This window comes from Mesorhizobium sp. WSM4841 (genome assembly GCF_055811515.1).
In genome coordinates this window covers 1-20,937 of record NZ_JBVVQC010000021.1, presented here as the reverse complement: position 1 = coordinate 20,937, position 20,937 = coordinate 1, and the positions used below count along the sequence as shown (strand labels likewise).

Sequence of the window (20,937 nt, the reverse complement as noted above, 5' to 3'; positions counted from 1 at the left end):
CGGTTAGGGTTAACTGCCCGGAAGCTCGGCAATGCCTCGGCCGCGACTTTCAGGGCGCGCCTCGACTCCGGTGGCGAAGGCAGCGTGCGCCTTTTGAACCTCCACCGGACAAGGGTATTCGCCCCGCCGCATAAGGCTGTTGAGACGCAGGTCTCTATAGTTTTCCGGCACGAACACGAGCCCCCCGGGAAAATGCCTGTTGACCTTGAGCTGCGCCCTCAGTTCGCCCTGGGTGGATCGTACGATCACCTGATCGCGATCCGAAAGGCCAAGCTGCGCGGCGTCCCACGCGCTCATCTCAACATATGGGTCATCCGCCACCGTATTTAGGATCTCCGAGCGTTCGGAGAGATATCCATTGTGGAACAGGCAGTTGCCGGTGACCAACATGAGCCGGTCGGCCGCATTCGGGTTAGGCGGAAGGGCGAAGAACTCGCCAGCCGGCGGCGTCGGGTCCGCCGTGGTGAATGCTCCGTCGGCGCCAAGCCCGTCCTGCGTCAGCCCTTGGTAGGCCGGAACCAGCCGGGCAATCTCGCGGAAGATTTCGCCTTGCATCGACGGTTGCATTGCCTGGTTGCGGAGCGCTGCGACGAAGTCCAAGATCGCCAGATTGCCCCGCGCCTCGAAGGCGGGTTCGCGGAACTTGCGGACCGCCTGGATCCGGCCCTCGTTGTTGGTGAAGGTGCCGGATTCCTCTCCATAACCCGCCGCAGGCAGGACGACATCGGCCAGACCCACGGTATCGGTGAGGAAGGTGTCCTGCACGATCAGGAGATCGGTGGCATCAAGCGCCCGCTTGACGAATCCCCGGTCGGGATAGGTCATCAGGGGGTCGCTTCCGACGATATAAAGCGCGCCTACCCGCCCCTTGTCACAAAGCGCCAGCATTGCGTCGAGATCCGCGCCCGGCTCAGGCGGAATTTCGGCGCCCCAGGCCCGTATGAGAGCTGTGCGCGCCGTGTGATCGCCGACCGGGCGCAGCCCCGGCAGGGCCGCCGGCAGAACCCCCATGTCCCAGGCGCCCAGCTGATTGGCTCGGTCGAAGAGGAACTGCATCGCCGGGCCCTTGCCGAGCACGCGGAGAACCCGCAACAGGTTGGTGAGCTGCTGCAGCGTTGCGCGCGCTTCGGAAAGCCTCAGAAGGTCGGCGCTGACAAGAACGGTGACGCTGCGGCCTTCCAGCAGCGCGGCGACCAGACGGTCCGGCCCGTTACTCTCTGCGGTCGCTTCCGGCCCACCGCTTGTCGCGCCCCTGTCGGCAAAAACGTCACGCGGCAAGGCCTGACCAGCCGCCGCCACCAGCCCGGCCACTACCGCGGCAAGGCTCGCTGCCTCACCGCCCGGCCGAACGCGAACGACCACCCGGGCATCGGCGTCCAGACGGGATGGCCGCGCCGAGAGCATGAGCAACCCGGTCTGCCGCCGCCGGGCGCTGTCTCGCAGCAGGTATTCAGTGACCGGGTTCTCGTCGGTCACGTTGCCACCGACGACAAGCACGCAGTCGTTGCCGATCACCTCCTCCAGCGGCGCGCGGGTGTAGAAGCCCGCCACCAACGGGCCGAGCGTCTCGAAGGGCGTGGACCAGCGCGACGAGCAGTCGATGTTGTTGGTCCGGAATACCATCCGCATCAGCTTCTGGAACTGATAAAGCACCTCGTTGGGCAGGCGCGGCGAGGCCAGCCCGCCCGCAGCCTTGCTCTCAACGGCCGACAGGCCTCGGCGCAGGTAGTCCCCGGCTTCGTCCCAGGAAACCGGAACCAGTGCGCCGTCACGACGGATCATCGGCCGCTTGATCCGGTCCCGGCTCCCGACGAAGTCGAGGCCGAAGCGCCCCCGAACGCAAAGCGTTTCGCGGTTGACGCCATGCTCCCACTTCGAGCGGACCCGCATGAACTCGCCCTTGCGCGCGCCGACGGTGAGCTGGCAACCGGTGCCGCAATGCGGGCAGACCGTGTCGGTCTCGACCAGATCCCAGGGCCGCGCCTTGTAGCGATAGGGGAAGCTCATCAGTGCGCCAACCGGGCAGACCTCGACGCAATTGCCGCACTGGTCGCAACTCGCGAGACTGCCCTCGAAGCCGGTGACGGCGGTATCCATGCCTTTCTCAACGGTGCCCAAGGCGACTGCGCCGACCACGTCCTCACACATCCGGACGCAGCGCTGGCACTGGATGCAGCGGTTGACGTTCATGATGATGACCGGGCTGAGACGGATGTCCTCGGAGTGGAACACACGTTTGGCATCGCGGAACCGGCTTTCCCGGGGCCCGTATGCCATCACCATGTCCTGAAGCTCGCACTCGCCGCCCTTGTCGCAGATCGGGCAGTCGAGGGGGTGGTTGGCGAGCAGCATGTCGAGCATGGAAGAGCGCGTTTCGTCGATCAGCGGCGTGTTAGTCCGCACTACCATGCCGTCGGTGACCGCGGCGGCGCAGGAAGGCTGCAGCCGCCGCTGCCCTTCGATCTCTACCAGGCACATGCGGCAGGAGGCCAGCGCCGGCAGCCGCTTCAGATAGCAGAAGGTCGGGATTTCGATGCCCAAACGCTCGGCGGCCTGCAGCACCGTAGAGCCTGCCTCCACTTCCAGCGTTTGTTCATCGATCGTGACGCTAACCATGACTTCTTGCGGCCTTCTCCCTGCGCGCTCCTTAGTGAAACGAGCACCTGCCCTCCTCGATATGGGCGACGAATTCATGCTCGAAATGCGCCAGTGCCGCCCGCAGCCCCATAGCCGCGCCGTCGCCAAGAGCGCAGAACGTGTTGCCGAAAATGCCCTTGCAGAGCGCCTCCAGCTGTTCCAGATCGTCCGGCACGCCCTGTCCCGCCTCGACCCGACGCAGCACTTTCACAACCCAGTTGAGCCCTTCGCGGCACGGCGTGCACTTGCCGCAGGACTCGTGGTGGAAGAACTCGATGATCCGGGTGGCGACCTTGACCATGCAGGTCGAGTCGTCGATCACGATCACCCCGGCCGAGCCAAGCATCGAGCCGACCGCAGCCAGCGAGTCGAAGTCCATCCCGACATCCAGCCCGCGCTCCGGGATCAGCGGCGCCGAGACCCCGCCGGGGATCACCGCCTTGATCCTGCGCCCCGGCGGCGGCCCGCCCGCGCGGTCCTCGACCAGTTCACGCAGCGATATGCCCATCGGCAGTTCGTAAAGGCCCGGTTTCCGCACGTGCCCGCTGAGGCAATAAAGCTTCGGACCGGGGCTCTTGTCAGGGCCGATGCCGCGAAACCAGTCCGGCCCCCGCGCCACAATATGCGGCACGCAGACCAGAGTCTCGACATTGTTGATCACGGTCGGGCTGGCGTAGAGCCCCGCGACCGCCGGAAATGGCGGTTTCAGACGGGGCTGCGCCCGCTTGCCTTCGAGCGAGTCGAGCATCGCCGTCTCCTCGCCGCAGATATATGCCCCGGCGCCGCAATGGATGTGCACGACGAAATTGAAATCCAAGCCCAGAATCCGTGTTCCCAGATAACCCTTCGCATGGGCCTCGGCGATCGCCTGCTCCAGCCGGTGGATCGCCAGCACGTATTCCCCGCGGATGTAGACATAGGCGGTTTCCGCCCCGATCGCGTAGGCGCTGATCGCCATGCCCTCGATTAGCTGGTGCGGATCACGCTCCATGATGATCCGGTCCTTGAACGTGCCGGGCTCGCCCTCATCGGCGTTGCAGCACAGGTATTTCGGCTTGTCGGCCCGTTTCGGCACGAAGCTCCATTTCAACCCGGTCGGGAATCCGGCGCCGCCGCGACCGCGCAGGTTCGATTGCTTGACGAGGTCGATGATCTCGTCGGGCGTGTGCTCGCGCAGCGCCTTCGCCAGCGCCTGGTAGCCGCCGCCCGCCTCATAGCTCGAAAGCAGATGGCCATCCGGCACGTCCATGTTTCTGAGAAGGACCGGTTCGAACATGGCGGCTATTCACCCGGCGGTCCTGCGGCGGCGAGTTCGGCGCCAGTCGCTTGCCCTGCCGCCGCGCGCAGCCTGTCCAAGAGCGCGTCGATCCGCGCAATGTCGAGGTCGCCGTGATAGTCGTCGCCGACCTGCATCACCGGGGCCATCTCGCAAGCGCCGAGGCATTCGACGGTCGAAAGCGTGAACAGCCCGTCCGGGGTCGTGCCGCCCTTTTCGATCCCCAGCACAGTCTCCAGATGCCTCAGCAGGTCCTCGGATCGGCGCAGCATGCAGGAGAGGTTGTCGCAGAGTTGCAGGTGGAACAGACCCACCGGCTCGGTGTGGAAAAGGGTGTAGAAGGTCGCCAATTCGTAGACCCAGACCCGCTCGACACCGAGGATGTCGGAGACCTCTTCCAACACCGGGCCGGGCAGGTGGCCATGTTCCTTCTGCGCGATCAGAAGCGCGGGCATGATCGCCGAGCGCTGGTCGGGATACCGCGCCGCCGCCGCCTCGATCTGTTCACGCATGTTCATCGCGTCCAAAATCTCCTGCTACTTGTCCACCTCGGCCATCACAGGGTCGAGGCTGCCCAGCACGGCGATCATGTCCGCCAGGTAGCGGGCATTGCCGACCCCGAACAGTCCCTGAAGGTTGACGAATGACGGTGCCCGCACTTTCATCCGGAACGGTTTTTGCGACCCGTCGCTGATGATGTAGAACCCGAGCTCGCCCTTTGGCGCCTCGATCGCCGAATAGACCTCGCCCTTCGGTACCTTGAAGCCATAGGCCGAGAGGTCGAAATGCTGGATCAGCGCCTCCATCGAGCAGTGTACTTTGTCCTTGTTCACCGGGAAAGCGATTGTCGGCATATCGATCTGGAACGGCCCCTCGGGCATCTGGTCGAGGCATTGTTCGATGATCCGGACGCTCTCGCGCATCTCCTCGACGCGGCATCGCCAGCGCGCGTAGCAATCACCCTCATCGCGGGTAATGACGTTGAAAGCCAACCGGTCGTAGATCTCATAGGGCTCGTCGCGGCGGATGTCCCAGTCGACGCCCGAGGCCCGCAGGTTCGGGCCGCTCAGGCCAAGATCGATGCCGTCCTCGGCGGAGATCACGCCGATCCCCTGCGTGCGCTTCAGGAACACCCGGTTGTTCTCGACCAGCCGTTCATAGTCGCGGATCCGGTTCGGGAAGATGTCGCAGAACTCCCTGATCTTGGGGAAGAATCCGTCAGGCAGATCCTCGCGCACGCCGCCGACCCTGCAGAAAGAGGTGTGCATACGCGCCCCGCTGATCATCTCCAACAGGTCCATGATCATTTCACGCTCGCGCATGGCGTAAACCAACGCGGTCATGGCGCCCAGGTCCATCGGCAACGCGCCGGTGATCAGGAGGTGACCGGAGATCCGCGCGAGTTCGGCCATCAGCACGCGGATATATTGCGCGCGGATCGGCGCTTCGATGCCCAGGAGCTTCTCCACCGCTAGCGCGAAAGCGAGGTTGTTCGAGGGCGGGCAGAGGTAGTCGAGCCGGTCGGTTAGCGGAAAAATCTGGGTGTAAGTGAAGCTCTCGGCCAGCTTTTCGGTGCCGCGGTGGAGGTAGCCGATGTGTGGGTCCACGCGCGCGACATACTCGCCGTCCAGCTCAAGGACGAGCCGCAGCACCCCATGCGTGCTGGGATGCTGCGGGCCGAGGTTGAGAAGCACCTCCTTTGTGTCGAGCGCTTCACCTGCCTGCCTGCTCAGTTCCGTGACTTCGGTCATCTCACTTCCCGGCGTCGAACGGCCTCCCTTATGGAATGTCCTTGGTGGCGAGATCGGGCTGCGTCGGCGGCGGGCCTTCCGCGCCAAACGGGTTCAGCGTGTCCTTGTAGCCCCGGAGCGGAAAGTCCTTGCGCTGCGGAAAGCCCTCGAAGCCTTCCCACATGTAGATCCGGCGCAGGTCGGGATGGCCCTCGAACCGGATGCCATACATATCCCAGGCCTCGCGCTCGTGCCAGTTGGCGGTCCGCCAGACCCCCGTCACCGACGGGACCCGCGGCGGATCGCCGAGGCGGCATTTGATCCGAACGCGCCATTTGTTCGGCAGCGAATAGAGGTGGTACACCGCCTCGTAGCGCAGCGTTTCGGGATAATGGTCGACCCCGCAGATGTCGGACAGGAAATCGAACCGCAGCGTCGGATGGCCCTTCAGGAATTGGCAAAGCTCGACGATCATGTCAGGCGGTGAGGCGAAAGCGTGAACCCCATGCGAGAAGCCAAGCTCCTCGATTTCCCCCCCGAAACGTTCCGCGATCAGGGTGCGGATGAGGGACGTCTCCACGCTCATGAGGCTGCAACCCGATCCAGAGGCGTCCCGGCCAGCGCGCGGGACCTCTTGATCTTCTCTTGGAGCAGAAGGATGCCATGCATCAGTGCCTCGGGCCGCGGCGGGCAGCCGGGCACATGCACGTCCACCGGCACGAAAGTCTCCGCCCCCTGCACCACGGCGTAAGTGTTGTAGACCCCGCCCGAGATCGCGCAGGTGCCCATGGCGATGACCCAGCGTGGCTCCGGCATCTGGTCGAAGAGCCGGCGCACGACCGGAGCGAACTTCCGCGTCACCGTGCCGGCGATGATCATCACGTCGGACTGGCGCGGCGAAGGCCGAAACACCACGCCGAAGCGGTCGAGGTCGTAGCGGGCGCAGCCGGCCGAAATCATCTCGATGGCGCAGCAGGCAATCCCGAAGGTCTCGGGCCAGAGCGCCGACCGCCGGCTCCAGCTGATGACGCTGTCGGCGGTGGTGAACAGCACGCTGTCGCGGATCGTTTCGCCTACTCCTCCCATTCCAGCGCTCCTTTCAGCCAGGCGTAGGCGAAGCCCACGATAAGCAGCAGCATGAAGACAAACATCTCGACATAGCCGACGAGCCCGATCTCCTTCAGCACGACCGCCCAGGGAAACAGGAACATCGCCTCGACGTCGAACACCACCAGCAGGATTGCGAGGATGAAGAACTGCACCCTGAAGCGGCCCCCGGCGGCCTCGCCGGCCGGGTCCATACCGCACTCATAGGGCATGTTCTTCGCGGGATAGGGGTTGGACGGGCGCAGGAGCGAGGAGACGAACAGCGTCGCCACGGCCACCAGCACAATTCCGGCGACCATGAAGAGAACCGGCAGGAATTCCATTCCAGTCATGTCGCGCTGCCCCGGTCACCCACCGAGGGCTTGCTCAAGCTGCGACCGACCAATCTTCTGGCCGGCGGTGCGGCCCTCGTGCAGCGACTAGGGCATCCTTTCGTAGCGCCAAGACTATTCGGTTGGCCGGTTCATTGCAAATCCAATCGTAGTCAACCGCCGAACACGGAACTCTGGGCAAGCCTCAGAAACCACGCCGGAAACAGTCCGATGCCGATGGTGCCGGCGGCGGTCAAGGCGAGCGTGGCGCGGACGGACGGCGTCAGGGCAGGCTCGAACGCGCGCTCCGGCTCGCGCATGTAGATCACCATGACGATGCGGATGTAGAAGTAGGCGGCGACGGCGCTCAGCAGCACCGCGATCACCGCCAGCGTGACGAAACCCCGCTCGACGAGCGCGACCAGCACGTAGAACTTGGCGAAGAACCCGGCTGTCGGCGGAATGCCGGCGAGCGAGAACAGGTAGAGCAGCATCAGAAGCGCCAACCCGCGATGCGATTTGGCGAAGCCGGCGTAGTCCTCGATGACCTCGCCGGAGAAATCGCCATTCCGCATCATGATGACGATGCCGAAGATACCGAGATTCATGAAGGCGTAGATCAGCAGGTAGAGCATCACGCCGGCAATCCCGTCGGCGCCACCCGCCACCACGCCGAAGAGCGCGAAGCCCGCATGGGCGATGCTGGAATAGGCGAGCAGGCGCTTGAAATTGTCCTGCACCAGCGCCACGAAGCTGCCGAGCGCCATCGTCACCACCGCGATCACCGCGACGATGATCCAGGCGTCGGAAGCGGCGACCAGCGGGTTGAGGAACACGCGCAGGATCACCGCGAACCCCGCCGCCTTGGGGCCCACTGACATGAAGGCGGTGATCGTCGTCGGGGCGCCTTCATAGACGTCCGGCACCCACATGTGGAACGGCACGGCGCCGACCTTGAAGACCAGCCCCGCGACGATGAAGACCACCGCCAGAAGCAATCCGGGATCGAGCGGGTCGCCGGTCACCGCCGCTGCCATCCCGTCCAGCTGCGTCGTGCCGGTGATCCCGTAGATCAGCGAGACGCCGTAGAGGAAGATTCCCGTCGAGACCCCGCCGAGAACCACGTATTTCAGCGCCGCCTCGTTCGACCGCCGCTCCTTCCTGAGGAAGCCGGTGAGCACATAGGTGGAGAGCGACATCAACTCGAGGCCGACATAGACCGACAGAAGATCGGTTGCCGAGGCCATGATCATCATGCCGGAAAGCGCAAAGAGCAGCAGGACATAGTATTCGCTCAACGCGATCCGCTCGATCTCGGCATATTTTCGCGACAGGAGGAACGTCAGGATGGTCGAAAGGTAGAACACCATCTTGAAGAAAACCGCGAAGCGGTCGGCGATAAACATGCCCGAATAGGCCGACCGCACCTCGCCCGCCAGTAACAGTGTCGCCAGGGCCGCAACCAGGACGGTTGCAGCGGAAGCCCAGACGAGGAAATGCCCCCGCCCCTTTGGCAGAATCTGACCCAGGATCAGGAGGATGCAGGCGCCGGTGACCACGACGATCTCGGGCAGGCTCGCAAGGATCGACTGGTAGAGCGCGGCGTCGGTCACGGGTTGCCCCCCCTGCCGTGCACCTGCGCGAGCAGATGCTTCGCCGATGCGTCGATGATGTCGAGAAAGGGTTTCGGATAGAGCCCGACCCAGAGCACGAAGGCGGCCAGTGGCACGATCGCCACCAGTTCGCGGGCGTTCACGTCGCGTATCTTGAACCGCGCGCCGACGCTGGCCGGACCGAGCGCGACTTTCCTATACATGCCAAGCAGGTAGGCCGCGCCCAGCAGAGCCCCCAGAACGGCGGCGGCGCCGACAGCCAGATTGGCCGCGAACGCGCCTGACAGCACCAGCAACTCGCCCACGAACGAATTCGTTCCCGGCAGCGCCATCGACGACAGGGTGAACAGCGCAAGAAACGCGGTATAGACCGGCGCCGCCTTCATCAGCCCGCCATAATCCGCGATGCTGCGGGTATGGGTCCGCTCGTAGATCAGGCCGACGAACAGGAACAACGCGCCCGTCGTTACGCCATGATTGAACATTTGCAGGATGCCGCCCTCGAGCCCGCGGAGGTTCAACGTGAAAATCCCCAGCGTCACGAAGCCCATGTGGCTGATGCTGGAATAGGCCACCAGCTTCTTGAGGTCATCCTGCGCCAAGGCAAGTAACCCGCCATAGACGATCGCAAGCGCCGAAAGGGCCAGCATCAGCGTCGAATAGTGCACCGACGCCTCCGGCAGCATCGGCAGCGAGAACCGCAGGAACCCGTAGGCGCCCATCTTCAGGAGCACTCCGGCGAGGATGATGCTGCCCGCCGTCGGCGCTTGCACATGGGCGTCCGGCAGCCATGTATGGACCGGGACCATCGGCACCTTGACTGCGAAAGCGATCAGGAAAGCAAAGAACAGCCAGGACTGAACCCGGAACGGCAAATCCTGCGCCGTCAGGGCGAGGATGTCGAAGGTCTCGCCGCCGTGGAGATAGAGCACGATGACCCCGATCAGGAACAGAAGGCTGCCCGCCAGCGTGTAGAGGAAGAATTTGAACGCCGCATAGACCCGGCCGTCGCCGCCCCAGACGCCGATGATCACGTACATCGGGATCAGCATCGCCTCCCAGAAGACGTAGAACAGGAACAGGTCGAGCGCGCAGAAAACCCCCAGCATCAGCGCCTGCATGGTGAGCAGGCTGACCATGAACTCCTTCACCTTGCGGTCGATCGCCACCCACGAGGCGAGCACGCAGATCCAGCCCAACAGCGCGGTCAGGAACACAAAGAGCGCGCTGATTCCGTCGATGCCAAGCGCGTAAGTGATCCCGAGCGCGGGCACCCAGGGGCGCGTCTCGGTGAACTGCATCTCGTGGGTAGTGGTGTCAAAGCCGGCCAGCATGACGATGCAGAGAGCAAAGTCGAGGACGGTGACGCCCAGCGCCGTCCACCGCACCGCATCGTCGTTGCGGAGAAACATCAAAACCGCTGCCCCGGCGGCGGGCATGAACACGATGAGGCTAAGCAGCGGGAACGCCATCGCACCCTTACCGCCACACCACGGCGAAGACGGCGATGGCTGCGATCACACCGACGATCATCGCCAGCGCGTAATGGGTCACGACGCCGGTCTGCAACTGTCGCAGCGCGCCGCCACCGCGCAGGATCGAACGGGCGACGCCGTTGACGACGGCGTCCACACCGTTGAGATCGATCCGCAGTCCAGCCCGTGCGGTTCCGTGCAGGAAGGGCAGCACCGCGGTCTCGGAGATGTCGCTCACCGCCTGCTCGTAGCGCGCCAACGGTTTTTCGGCGAGCCACATGAAATGCCGCGCGCCTTTGCGGTAGAACCAGTCGGTGTCGAGGCTGATCGTGTTCTCGGGGTCGAGCGCCCTGAGGAACAGCACGAAGCCCAGTGCGGTGAACATCAGCACACCGAGGCTCTCGGTGACATGGACGCCGGTGTAGGGTTCGAAGTCGACCCGATAGGGCAGAAGCGAGTAGAGCGGCTGGGGGAAAACCCCGATCGCAATGCAGAGCACCGCCGCCATGCCCATCGCAACGAGCATGTTGCGGGGCGGCTCGCGCGCCTGAAGCCCCCGGTCGGTGCCGAAGAACATGTAGTAGGGCAGCTTCAGCCCGGTGTGCAGGAAGGTTCCCGACGACGCCATGGTGAGCGCTAACACCACCAGCGCGCGGTGGTCCTGCCCGGCGGCGGCGACCACCATCGACTTGGTGACGAAGCCCGAGAAGAACGGAAATGCCGAGATCGCGAAGGCGCCGACCATGTAGAGCGCCACGGTCAGCGGCATGGTCCTGTAGAGCCCGCCGAGCTCGGTGAGCTTGCGCCGCCCGGTGACGTAGATCACCGCCCCCGCGCCCATGAACAGGAGCGCCTTGTAGAGGATATGCGCGAAGGCATGGCTGGAAGCCCCGTTAACCGCCATCTCGGTACCGATGCCGACGCCCGCCACCATGTAGCCCACCTGGCTGACGATGTGATAGGCCAGGAGCCGCCGGCAGTCGTTCTCCAGCACCGCGTAGATGACGCCGTAAAGCGCCATGATGGTGCCGAGCCAGATCAGAAGTTCGGTCCCCGGAAACGCCCGCGCCAGCACGTAGACGGCGGTCTTGGTGGTGAAGGCGCTCATGAACACCGCCCCGGTGACGGTCGCCTCCGGGTAGGCGTCAGTCAGCCAGGCGTTGAGCGGCGGCACCGCGGCGTTGAGCATAAACCCGGCAAGGATCAGGTAGGCGGCGACGTCCATCCCCCCCTCGATCGGGCCGAAGAGGAAAGAGCCGGTGGCGAGCCCGTGGAGAATGACGCCGCCGAGCAGGGCGACGCCGCCAGTGATATGGACCATGAGGTAGCGGAACGCGGCGCGGATCGCCTGCTCGCCTCCCTGGGCGAAAACCAGATAGGCAGAGGCAAACGCCATGGCTTCCCAGAACAAGAACAGGGTCAGGTAGTCGCCAGCAAACACCACGCCGAGCGCGCTGCCAGCATAGACGAACGCCGCCACATGCTCTCCGGCGCCCGTCAGGTGCAGCGCATAGACCATGCCGATCAGCGCCATGATGGTGAAAACGGTGGCGAAGACGATGCTCAGCTTGTCGACCTTCGCAATCAGGATTTCCTGCCCGATGAACTCCGCCACGCCATAGCTGCCCGGCTGCGCGGTGAGCACGGCGAGGATCGCCAGCGCCGGGATCAGCAGCAGATAGGCCTTGCGGATTGATCCTTTCAGGAAAGGGATCGGCAGGGCGCCAAGAATGAACAGCAGGGCGGGATGGACGAAGTCAATCATAATAGTCCTCGCGCCGCATCAACCCGCCCCGATGGCCGAGGAACTTGGAGACGAAGATCAGCAGGACGCAGGACAAGAAGCCATAGACGGCCGACCAGCCCGGCAAGCGGTCCCACAGGTATTCAGCGTGTTCGCGGGGGACCAGAAAATCGGCGATGACGATCAGAACGAGCGCCAGATAAAACAGCCGGCGGCGTTGCTCCGCGTATCTCGCCTCACCAAAGAAATCGACGACACGCCTGATCATCTGACCACTCCTTCCGCCAGGGTGAGAAAATAGCCGGGGAAAATACCCATCGACACCGACAGGATCGCGGTCGCGACCAGCGGGATCGTCACCATCGGAATTTCACGGACCGTCGCCGGACTTTCCTGTGTCTCCGTCCCGAAAAAAGCGACATAGCTGACCGGCAGGAAGTAGGCGGCGTTCAGGACCGAACTCACCAAGAGCACGACCAGGAACGCAATCTCCCCCGCCTCCACCGAGCCCAGCGCCAGATACCACTTGCTGACGAAGCCCGCGGTCGGCGGCACCCCGATCATGCTGAGCGAGGCCACGAAGAACGCCCCCATCGTCCAGGGCAGCCTGCGGCCGATGCCGGCCATGTCGCTGATGTTCCGCTTGCCAGACGCGCAATAGATCGATCCGGCGCAGAAGAAGAGCGTGATCTTGGAGAAGGCGTGCGCCGCGATGTGAATGATCCCGCCGACCATCGCGACCGGCGAGAGCAGAACCGCGCCCAGCACGATGTAGGAGAGCTGACTGACCGTCGAATAGGCGAGCCGAGCCTTCAGGTCGTCCCGCGTCAGGGCGTAGACCGACGCCATCAGGATCGTGAACGAAACCAGATAGGCCGTGGCTACGCCAAGGCCCAACTCCCCGACCAGCCCTGTGCCGAAGACATGGAAAACCACCCGCAGCACGCAGAACACGCCCATCTTGACCACGGCCACTGCATGCAGGAGCGCGCTGACCGGCGTTGGCGCCACCATCGCGGCAGGCAGCCAGGCGTGCATCGGCATCACCGCGGCCTTGGCGAAGCCGAACAGATAGCAGAAGTAGACCACGGTCAGCAGCGCCGGCGAGGCATCGACCCCGGCTAGCAGCCCGCCTGGCACGAAGTCGAGCGACCCCGCCAGATGGTAGGTCAGCGCCAGCGCTGCGAGCAGGACGCTCTTCGACGCGCCCATCAGATAGACGAGGTACTTCCGGCTGCCCGTCCATCCCTCTTCGTCCTCGTGGTGATAGACGAGCGGATAGGTGACGAGGCTGAGCACCTCGTAGAAGATCACCAGCGTGAACAGATTGGCGGCGAAGGCGCCTCCGACGGCCGCCGCGAGACTGGCGGCAAAGCAGGCGAAGAACCGGGTCTGCGCGTGCTCGTTCAAGTGGCGCATGTAGCCTATGGAATAGATCGCCGCCACGATCCACAAGAGCGACGAGACGGTGGCAAACACCATGCCGAGCGCATCGACCCGGAAAGCGAAGTCAATCCCCGGCAGAATCTCGAACAGGCGCAAATCGACCGTCCCGCCCGCCAGCACCGTGGGCGCCATCGAGGCGACAATTGCGAACATGGCGATCGCGGCCAACGGCGAGACGACATCGCGGAGTTTCTCGCGGTTGTTCAGAAGGAGAACGGCCAGGGCCGCCAGGCCCGCAACGCCGACGGCAAGCAGCGGCCGGATCGATATCACCGGTTCCAAGCCGCTATCCTTTCATCATGGTCACGTCGTCGACCTTGAGAGTGGACTTGTTCCTTACGAGGGCAACCAAGATGCCGAGGGCGACGGCAACCTCCGCCGCGGTGATTGCGATGACGAAGATCGCGAATATCTGCCCGCGGAAATCGTCGTCGTAATGCCCGAAAGCGATGAAATTGATGTTGACCGAGTTGAGCAGGAGCTCCAGCGACATCAGCACGACCAGGATATTGCGCCTGAGCAGTACGCCTGCTGCTCCGATCACGAACAGGACCACTCCGAGCAAAATATACCACGAGAGCGGAACCATCACCCCTGCTCCTTCCGCGCCAGCACGATGGCGCCGACCAGGGCGGCCAGCAGGATGACCGAGGCGGCTTCAAACGGCAGGAGATAGTCGGCGAAAAGTGTCGTGCTGAGTTGCCTGATCTGATCGCCGCCGCGCACAACGACGGGCTCCGTGACCGAAAAGCGGTCGCTCCAGAGCACCAGCACAAGCATCTCGACCCCAAGCAGGACGAGCAGCACCATGGCCGGCAGGTTGCCGCCCGGCACGAAGCGCTGCAACACCGCTTCGCGCACATCTATCATCATGATCACGAACAGGAACAGGACCATGATCGCGCCGACATAGACAAATATCTGGATGACCGCGAGCAACGGCGCCTCGAGCAAGACGAAGATTGCCGATATCTGCAGGAAACACGCCATCAGCGCCAATGCGCTGTGAACCGGATTCCGCGCCAGGACCACGGTCAGTGCCGTGATCACGGACGCCGCAGCGAACAGAAGAAAGAACGCCTGATCCATCGACGCCGACCCTCCGCCGCGATCTGTCGCTCGGCGCAAGACGGCCGGGTTTGAGATAGCTGCGCACTTCAGATGCGTCTACAAATTGTGCCCTAGTATCGAATTTTTCTCAAGATTGCATGGTTTGGCGCTACGTTATGCCCAAGTCTCAGCATCTGATATGGTGTGCGATCCCGCAGCCTGCCTATCCGTTATTCAGGCTGCCGAAGGAGGTTCGGCACGGGATCAGAAACCCTGAAAAAAGGACGTCGCGGCCAGACGGCGGGCCTTTGGCGAGCTTACCCCGCCCAGATGTAGTGAATAATCTCTTCGGCCTCGCGCTCGACCTCCTCGATGCGCTTCTTCACCACGTCGCCGATCGAGACGATGCCGTCGAGTTGGCCGTTCTTTACCACGGGCAGGTGGCGGAAGCGGCCTGTGGTCATGATCTCCATGACCTGGTTGATCGTGTGGTTCTCGGTGCAGAGGTTGACCTTGGCGGTCATTGCGTGACGGACACTCTGCTGCAGGGCCGCAGCCCCATACTTGTCCATGGCGCAGACGATGTCGCGCTCGGACACGATGCCGACCACCTTGCGATCATCATTGGTAACGACCAGTGCGCCGATCCTGTGTTCGGCGAGCCTGTTGATCGCCACGGCGAGCGTCTCGTTCGGGCCGATCGTCTCGACGGCTCGACCCTTGTCCTCGAGAATCGCTTTGACGTTCATGGCTTCCTCCAAGCGCTGCTACGCTCCAGCCCTCGACCCCGTCTCCCTCTCGGTGCATTTCTGCGCCATCGTGCGCCGCGCGCCTTCATATTTCAAGTCCGATTTGCGCGCTCAGGCACCAGTGCTTCCTGGCGGTAGGCCTTCATGATTGGCTCACACAAACCGCCGCCTGCTACAGGGGTCGCCTTGCCGTCGCCGATGCTCATCGATCAGCCGAGAGCGCCGAGCGCCAGACTCCTTCCTCGATGCCTACAACTTCGCAAAGCGACTAAAGACCCTCAGGGGCCATCCTTCGCATTGGTGCTGTCGCCGCAAATCAGCCGATGCTTGCCGAGCGTCCAGACATCGCCGGGGAGGGTGGTTGGCTGCTCCGGCGGGTCAGGCACGTCATCTGGATCGGTAAGGCCAGGTTTACCAATGTTGGTCAGGCGGCAATTTCCAAATCGTCGAAGCCGGTGAGGAACAGATCGAAGCCAAGCTCGCCCAGGTCGGCCAGTTCGAGACCCAGCAGTTCGGTGTCCCAGCCGGCATTGAGCGCCAGCTTGTTGTCGGCTATGACCAAGACTCTTTTCTGCGCCTCGCTCAGGCCAAGGAGTTCGATAACGGGTACTTGCTGCAAGCCGAGCTTTCTCGCTGCCAGGAGGCGGCCGTGGCCAGCTATGATACCGTTCGCGCCGTCGACCAGGACCGGGTTCGTCCAGCCGAATTCCCGGATCGAGGCGGCGATCTGCGCCACCTGGGCATCGGAGTGGGTGCGGGCGTTCTTCTCGTAAGGGATCAGAGCCGCGGCAGGACGGTACTCCACTGCGAGGCGAGGAGGAGCATTCCCGACGCCGCCGATTTGACCGACAGCAGGCGGAGAGATAGCAGCCCCATCCGCCACAGGCGCGAAAACGATAAGGGCTTCATCGCCGTGCTCCACCTGCATCGGAGTTCCTTTCCGTGCAGGCTCATCGGCCAAGTACGTCCGCCTGCTTCAAGTCCCGATTATAGCAGGGCCGCTATGTCTCTGTAATCTCTGCTGTTCTCGTGGGAGAACAATTGTTTGCGAAGAACTTCGATCGGCCCATGCAACGGGGAGTCCTGCGCCAGTCCCGCCGCTTCAAATTTATAAAGCCGCGGGCTTGTTTCGGATGGTTAAGGCCAGGAGCGCCTCCGAAAGTCGTTTCTTCGCCCGCTCGACCCCGTTCTCGTCGATTGCCTCGACATCGAGGAACAAGTCGAGGCCAGTCGCGTGCTCGCTGATGACCTGAGGGCGCTGGGCCAGTTCACCCAGGAGGCCCTCGACTTCGTAGGGGACGACCTCCCGGCTGATCCCCTTCATGGCAATCGGTGCTAACGGACGCGCCCGGACAAGGTCGCGGACGAGCGCGTAAGTCTCATAGCTGAGGCAGATGCCGCCGGGCTCGGCAATCGACTGCAGACGGGCCGCCAAGTTCGCTTCGGCTCCGATGATCGTGTAGTCCATCCGATCATCGGAACCGAAGTTCCCAACATTGCAATAGCCCGTGTTGATGCCCATGCGAACTCGGAAGGGCCGTTCAACTCCGCGGTCATGCCACACCCGGTTCAACTGCTCCAGCCGATGCTGCATGTCGACAGCCATGCGCAAGCAGGCTCTCGCGTCTTCCTCGACGCCTTGCGTCTCGGGGTCTCCGAAGAACACAAGAAGCGCGTCGCCGATGAACTTGTCGATGGTGCCGCCGTGTTTGAGCGCGATTGTCGACATCTCGGTGAAGTACTCGTTGAGGAGAAGCGTCAAGTCCTCCGGCTGGAGCCGTTCCACGATCGCGGTGAAATCCTTGACGTCGGAGAAAAAGATCGTGAGCTTCTTGCGCTCGGTCGCGATGGTGACGTCCTTCTGGCCGCTGAAGATGCTTTTGTAAATTTGAGGCGAAAGATATTTGGCGATCTTCAATGAAATCGCGGCCAGGAAGTCGTTTGCCTCGGAAAGCTCCTTGTTGATGCCCTGAACCAAGGCGGACTGCCGACGCTGCAGGAGAATGAACGTCAGGCCCGCCGCCGCCGCGAAGCCGAAATATAGGAGCAGATACTTGAAGGTGAGGACGTTCGCAGCGATAGGCTGATTGACTGATATCTCCTGGATCCCTCGGACATCCCCTACCTTCCAGTCCGTCTTGGGGCTGTCCGGGTGTGAGTTATGGCAGGTCACGCAGACTTGTCCCATTACAACAGGGGCCGCGGCGCGGACGTGCCGGTCAAACAGCGAACCCGAGACTTCGATGATCGGCTCCCTCGGGTTGGCGCGCAAAGCAAGGATCGCATTCCGCTCGAATACATCGAGCTGGTGGGGGTCTCGACCTTTGAAAGGTAGATCCGAGACGAACCGATATTTGACGGACCCATCGTGAGCGCTGATGCGCTTGCCGAGTTCGATCGAGAGGGTTGCTGGAATAGGGATCGCACCTGGAACGTCCCGGTAGTTGTGCGTCGCGGTCACGGCGTCGTCTGCTTGCAGCACGCGTCCCACAACGTCGCTGCCGTAGAATCCGCGCATTTCATCGATGATCCGGCTGATTTCGCTGGCTTGCGTGCGCAGCATCCGTTCCGATAGGTCTCGCAGGTCGAGCCAGGCTGCGACGGGCAGACCTATAAGGCCGATGACCACTGCCGCCACCAGGAGCGGTCCCATGGTTCGCTGCTGACGCGCAATCTGTTCACCCACTCCGGCCATTATCCAAGCGCCCGGCAGTCATTAGCATCTGAATTATAGCTCATTCCCGGCACGGTACCTAGCGCCAGTCTTGGCTCGATGAAAACACGTCAGTCCTGCAACGACGGATCGACCTTGAGCGGTTGTTGCTAAGCCCCACCGTCACAGCGGATTTCGCATTCTGGCGCTAGACGGGCCGTGAATCAGTGAAGGGGAAGTCGCAAAGTCGGTTGTGGCCCGGAATGCGCTCCGGCAAGGTTGAGACTTCTGCGGCCGGAGAGCGCGCCGGAAAAGAAAGTGTCCCGCGAAGCGTATCCTTCGGCGCCCGGCCAACTGCGGACTGTGACGAATGCCGGGGTGACACCCAACACAGTTTATGACGCAGTAGAACTAATTTGGAGCATCGCTCGAAAAAGAGGTCACCGGTTTTTCGAACAAAGCGATGCGCAAACAAGAAGTCACAGCGGTGCGCTCGATCTCTTTTTCACGCGCACCGCTGAAGGCGCCGGATCAGATCACGAAAAAATCGTCGGCCAGCAGCGTCGGCCTGTTCGTCAGCGTCGCGAGCTGTGTCACGCCGCCTGCGACGTTTCCGTTGGAATCGTAAAACAACGCACCTGTAACGTTGTCATAGACGATGTGGTCGTCGGCGTCGTGCGCGCCAGTCCCAGCGAAGAAGTACCTTGGCTCGAGGGCTCCGGTGGTGGCTCCAAGCCCCTGCATTACCGAATTCTGGAGCCTGAATGCATCGGCCGTATGGTTGAAATCCGTGATGATGTCGCGGTTGGCCACTGAGAGCGGCGCGCTGAAAACGAAGAAATCGTTGCCGGCGCCACCAGTAAGCCAGTCAATGCCCAGGCCGCCCGTTAGTGCATCGTTGCCACCCTGCCCAAGCACGGTGTCATTGCCTCGGCCGCCGTCTAGTTTGTTGTCGCTGTCGTTGCCGTCGACCACGTTGTCGAGGGAATTCCCCGTGGCTCCGACGTTGGCGTTTCCGGTCAGACGCAGATTTTCTACCAGCCTGCGATCGACCGCCAGTGAGTACGTGACCAAGCTGAAAATCTGGTCGAGGCCCGCTTCGTCGATGACGGTGTCCAGTACATTGTCCACATAATAGGTATCGTTGCCGGCACCGCCATTCATCAGGTCGGCCCCGGTCCCGCCATCGAGAAGGTCGGCGCCATCATAGCCCGCTAACCGGTCGCTACCCGCCCCGCCCCTTATGGTGTCGTTGCCGGCAAGGCCGTCCAGCGTGTTGTTCCCATTGTTCCCGGTCAGCTCATTGTCGGAAGAATTGCCGCGACCATTGATAGCGCCAAGGCCGATGAGAGTCAGATTTTCGACATAGCGTGGCAGTGAATAGGTGCTCGAGCTGAACACCCAATCGTTGCCCGCCGCATCGCCCTCGACCAGGCGGTCGAGCGCATTGTCGACATAGTAGGTATCGTCGCCCGCGCCGCCCTCCATGCTGTCGATACCGACCCCGCCGTCGAGCAGGTTGCTGCCGTCGTTGCCGACCAGCCTGTTGTCGAGTTCGTTACCCATCGCGTCGATGTCGGCAACGCCGGTGAGCGTGAGCTGCTCTATTTGCTGGCCGGACAGCGAATACGTCATCGAGGTGATGACCAGATCGATGCCGGCGCCGTGAGCCTCAATGACTACGTCGAATGCGTTGTCGACGCGGTAGGTATCGTTGCCGAAACCGCCGGACATTTTGTCAGCACCAGCTCCGCCGTCCAGAACGTCATCAAAGCTGCCGCCGTTCAGGATATCCGCCGCATCCGTCCCGGTCGGGTGCTGCTCCATCACGTCCGGCGCAGCATAGGCGCGGACGTAGTCGACGACCATGTCGTACGTGCCGGAAGCCTGCTCGGAGGAATACATGCTTAACGTGACCAGCATATAGAGCGGCGTGCGGAAAAAGTCGCTCATTGGAAAGCGGCTCAGCTCTTTGCCGTCATAATATGTGGTGATCCAGTCGGTCGTTATCCTCGCGCCGTACGTGTGAAACGCTCCGTCGAACAGCGAACCGTCGAGGCCCGTATAGTTGCTTTCCCAAGCGTGGCTTTCCTTATTGCTCAAGTGCACCGCCTGGTGATGACCATCGGGATCGCCGCCATACGCTTCAACGATGTCGACCTCGACGCGTGGCACAGTCTGATCGGGCGACAGCATCCAGAAAGCCGGCCAGGCTCCCGCCCCGCCGTGAAAGGCGGCGCGCATCTCGAAGTACCCGTACTCTTGCGCGAAACCCTCGCCGGCGCTGTTAACCGTTTGCATCGTTCCCGACTGCCAGGCGCCGTCCACCTGCTTCATGGTTATCGTCAGCTGCCCGTCAGAGACGGAAAACGGGTTGGTTTCTCCGACCGGCGGCATGTACTTTGCGGCCCCAGCGGGGGCGTGAACAGGCGCGAACCACTTGCCGGTGCCGTTGTTCGGCACGACATCAAGCGTATTGAACTCGTCGGAAAAGGAGAGCTTGAAACCGGAGAGGTTCAGCTCCGATCCTTTGTACTGTTCAGTCCAATCGCCAGGAAGGGCAATCGCAGCCATTGATGGGCTCCTCGTTCGCGCAACATTTTCGCGGTGACCCCACCAAGATCTAATCGTGCATTTGTTAACGGAACGGTAATGGACACCGATTCCGCCGCAAATGGGGTCAGTGCGGTTATCCCCAACGCTTCACGAGATTTGGGAGAAGTCGCAAATCGGTTGACGTAGCCGGCACACGATACTGCGCGCGTCGTGTTAAGACAGGAGAAAGAATATGAAGCGAATCCTTTTGGCCTCGGCCGTGTTGGCGCTTTCCGCCGGGCTTTCCTTTGCCCAGACGACGAGCGGAACTTCGGGCGGAACCTCCATGACCACAACCACGACCACGCCTAGCACCGATCAGGGGACTGACACCACCACCACCAGCGGCACGAACCCGAACTCGGCCAAGGATTGCGCGCCTGGTCAGCAGGACACGGACGCCAAGACCGCCGCCCCCGGGCGAATGAAGAAGACCACCGAAGATTGCTGATTGGCAACGCCATACAAGGGGAAGCAGGGCAACGAGTTCAGGTTAACGACGGCGTGTAATTTGTGGCCCGCCGCAGGTTAGCGTGATTCAAAGAGGCTTC

General features: G+C 62.6%; 19 protein-coding genes. 1 reads left to right on the top strand and 18 read right to left on the bottom strand.

What is annotated here, in order from left to right:
- Positions 1–9: 9 nt before the first annotated feature.
- The 18 genes from nuoG to AC0L14_RS22245 all read right to left on the bottom strand — a co-directional run bounded on the left by nuoG (position 10) and on the right by AC0L14_RS22245 (position 20,365).
- The gene (gene nuoG, locus AC0L14_RS22330) at positions 10–2,616 is read right to left on the bottom strand and encodes an NADH-quinone oxidoreductase subunit NuoG (protein ID WP_473487335.1); all 2,607 of its coding nucleotides are present in this window, start codon (positions 2,614–2,616) and stop codon (positions 10–12) included.
- Between the two features lie 31 nt (positions 2,617–2,647).
- Positions 2,648–3,913, bottom strand: coding sequence for an NADH-quinone oxidoreductase subunit NuoF (nuoF, locus tag AC0L14_RS22325; protein WP_128245415.1), 1,266 nt, complete (start codon positions 3,911–3,913; stop codon positions 2,648–2,650).
- Between the two features lie 5 nt (positions 3,914–3,918).
- The gene (locus AC0L14_RS22320; RefSeq protein ID WP_065007026.1) at positions 3,919–4,431 is read right to left on the bottom strand and encodes an NADH-quinone oxidoreductase subunit NuoE; all 513 of its coding nucleotides are present in this window, start codon (positions 4,429–4,431) and stop codon (positions 3,919–3,921) included.
- A gap of 18 nt (positions 4,432–4,449) precedes the next feature.
- Positions 4,450–5,664 (bottom strand): NADH dehydrogenase (quinone) subunit D, encoded by a 1,215-nt coding sequence (gene nuoD, locus AC0L14_RS22315; RefSeq protein ID WP_473527967.1) that lies wholly within the window; start codon positions 5,662–5,664, stop codon positions 4,450–4,452.
- A 28-nt stretch (positions 5,665–5,692) separates the two neighbouring features.
- Positions 5,693–6,229: an NADH-quinone oxidoreductase subunit C gene (locus AC0L14_RS22310; RefSeq protein WP_128179632.1), complete on the bottom strand. Its 537-nt coding sequence runs from the start codon at positions 6,227–6,229 to the stop codon at positions 5,693–5,695.
- Positions 6,226–6,729, bottom strand: coding sequence for a NuoB/complex I 20 kDa subunit family protein (locus tag AC0L14_RS22305; RefSeq protein ID WP_027152448.1), 504 nt, complete (start codon positions 6,727–6,729; stop codon positions 6,226–6,228). The genes AC0L14_RS22310 and AC0L14_RS22305 overlap by 4 nt, the downstream gene beginning before the upstream one ends.
- A complete protein-coding gene (locus AC0L14_RS22300; protein ID WP_023800384.1) occupies positions 6,717–7,082 on the bottom strand; it encodes an NADH-quinone oxidoreductase subunit A in 366 nt (121 codons plus the stop codon). Before AC0L14_RS22300 ends, AC0L14_RS22305 begins: the two co-directional genes overlap by 13 nt.
- Positions 7,083–7,234: 152 nt before the next feature.
- Positions 7,235–8,674 carry an NADH-quinone oxidoreductase subunit N gene (locus tag AC0L14_RS22295; RefSeq protein ID WP_473527966.1) on the bottom strand — a complete coding sequence of 480 codons (1,440 nt, stop codon included), beginning with the start codon at positions 8,672–8,674 and terminating at the stop codon, positions 7,235–7,237.
- The gene (locus tag AC0L14_RS22290; protein ID WP_473750779.1) at positions 8,671–10,146 is read right to left on the bottom strand and encodes an NADH-quinone oxidoreductase subunit M; all 1,476 of its coding nucleotides are present in this window, start codon (positions 10,144–10,146) and stop codon (positions 8,671–8,673) included. Before AC0L14_RS22290 ends, AC0L14_RS22295 begins: the two co-directional genes overlap by 4 nt.
- A 7-nt stretch (positions 10,147–10,153) precedes the next feature.
- Positions 10,154–11,914, bottom strand: a complete 1,761-nt coding sequence (locus AC0L14_RS22285) for a Na(+)/H(+) antiporter subunit D (RefSeq protein WP_473750778.1) — start codon at positions 11,912–11,914, stop codon at positions 10,154–10,156.
- Positions 11,907–12,161 (bottom strand): hypothetical protein, encoded by a 255-nt coding sequence (locus AC0L14_RS22280; protein WP_473527963.1) that lies wholly within the window; start codon positions 12,159–12,161, stop codon positions 11,907–11,909. The genes AC0L14_RS22285 and AC0L14_RS22280 overlap by 8 nt, the downstream gene beginning before the upstream one ends.
- Positions 12,158–13,621 (bottom strand): monovalent cation/H+ antiporter subunit D family protein, encoded by a 1,464-nt coding sequence (locus tag AC0L14_RS22275; protein ID WP_473527962.1) that lies wholly within the window; start codon positions 13,619–13,621, stop codon positions 12,158–12,160. Before AC0L14_RS22275 ends, AC0L14_RS22280 begins: the two co-directional genes overlap by 4 nt.
- Before the next feature lie 4 nt (positions 13,622–13,625).
- Entirely contained in the window at positions 13,626–13,928 is a 303-nt protein-coding gene (nuoK, locus tag AC0L14_RS22270) for an NADH-quinone oxidoreductase subunit NuoK (RefSeq protein WP_123151419.1), read from the bottom strand.
- Positions 13,928–14,428, bottom strand: a complete 501-nt coding sequence (locus tag AC0L14_RS22265) for an NADH-quinone oxidoreductase subunit J family protein (protein ID WP_473527961.1) — start codon at positions 14,426–14,428, stop codon at positions 13,928–13,930. The genes nuoK and AC0L14_RS22265 overlap by 1 nt, the downstream gene beginning before the upstream one ends.
- Positions 14,429–14,706: 278 nt before the next feature.
- A complete protein-coding gene (locus tag AC0L14_RS22260) occupies positions 14,707–15,138 on the bottom strand; it encodes a CBS domain-containing protein (protein ID WP_473487326.1) in 432 nt (143 codons plus the stop codon).
- Between the two features lie 424 nt (positions 15,139–15,562).
- The gene (locus AC0L14_RS22255) at positions 15,563–16,066 is read right to left on the bottom strand and encodes a ParB/Srx family N-terminal domain-containing protein (protein ID WP_473750777.1); all 504 of its coding nucleotides are present in this window, start codon (positions 16,064–16,066) and stop codon (positions 15,563–15,565) included.
- A 180-nt stretch (positions 16,067–16,246) separates the two neighbouring features.
- On the bottom strand, positions 16,247–17,833 hold the full coding sequence (locus AC0L14_RS22250; protein ID WP_473750776.1) for an adenylate/guanylate cyclase domain-containing protein: 1,587 nt from the start codon (positions 17,831–17,833) through the stop codon (positions 16,247–16,249).
- Positions 17,834–18,322: 489 nt separating this feature from the next.
- Entirely contained in the window at positions 18,323–20,365 is a 2,043-nt protein-coding gene (locus AC0L14_RS22245; RefSeq protein WP_473750775.1) for a family 16 glycosylhydrolase, read from the bottom strand.
- A 214-nt stretch (positions 20,366–20,579) separates the two neighbouring features.
- Here AC0L14_RS22245 and AC0L14_RS22240 point away from each other — a divergent pair, with 214 nt between their 5' ends.
- Positions 20,580–20,837, top strand: a complete 258-nt coding sequence (locus AC0L14_RS22240; RefSeq protein ID WP_473750774.1) for a hypothetical protein — start codon at positions 20,580–20,582, stop codon at positions 20,835–20,837.
- Positions 20,838–20,937: the final 100 nt, after the last annotated feature.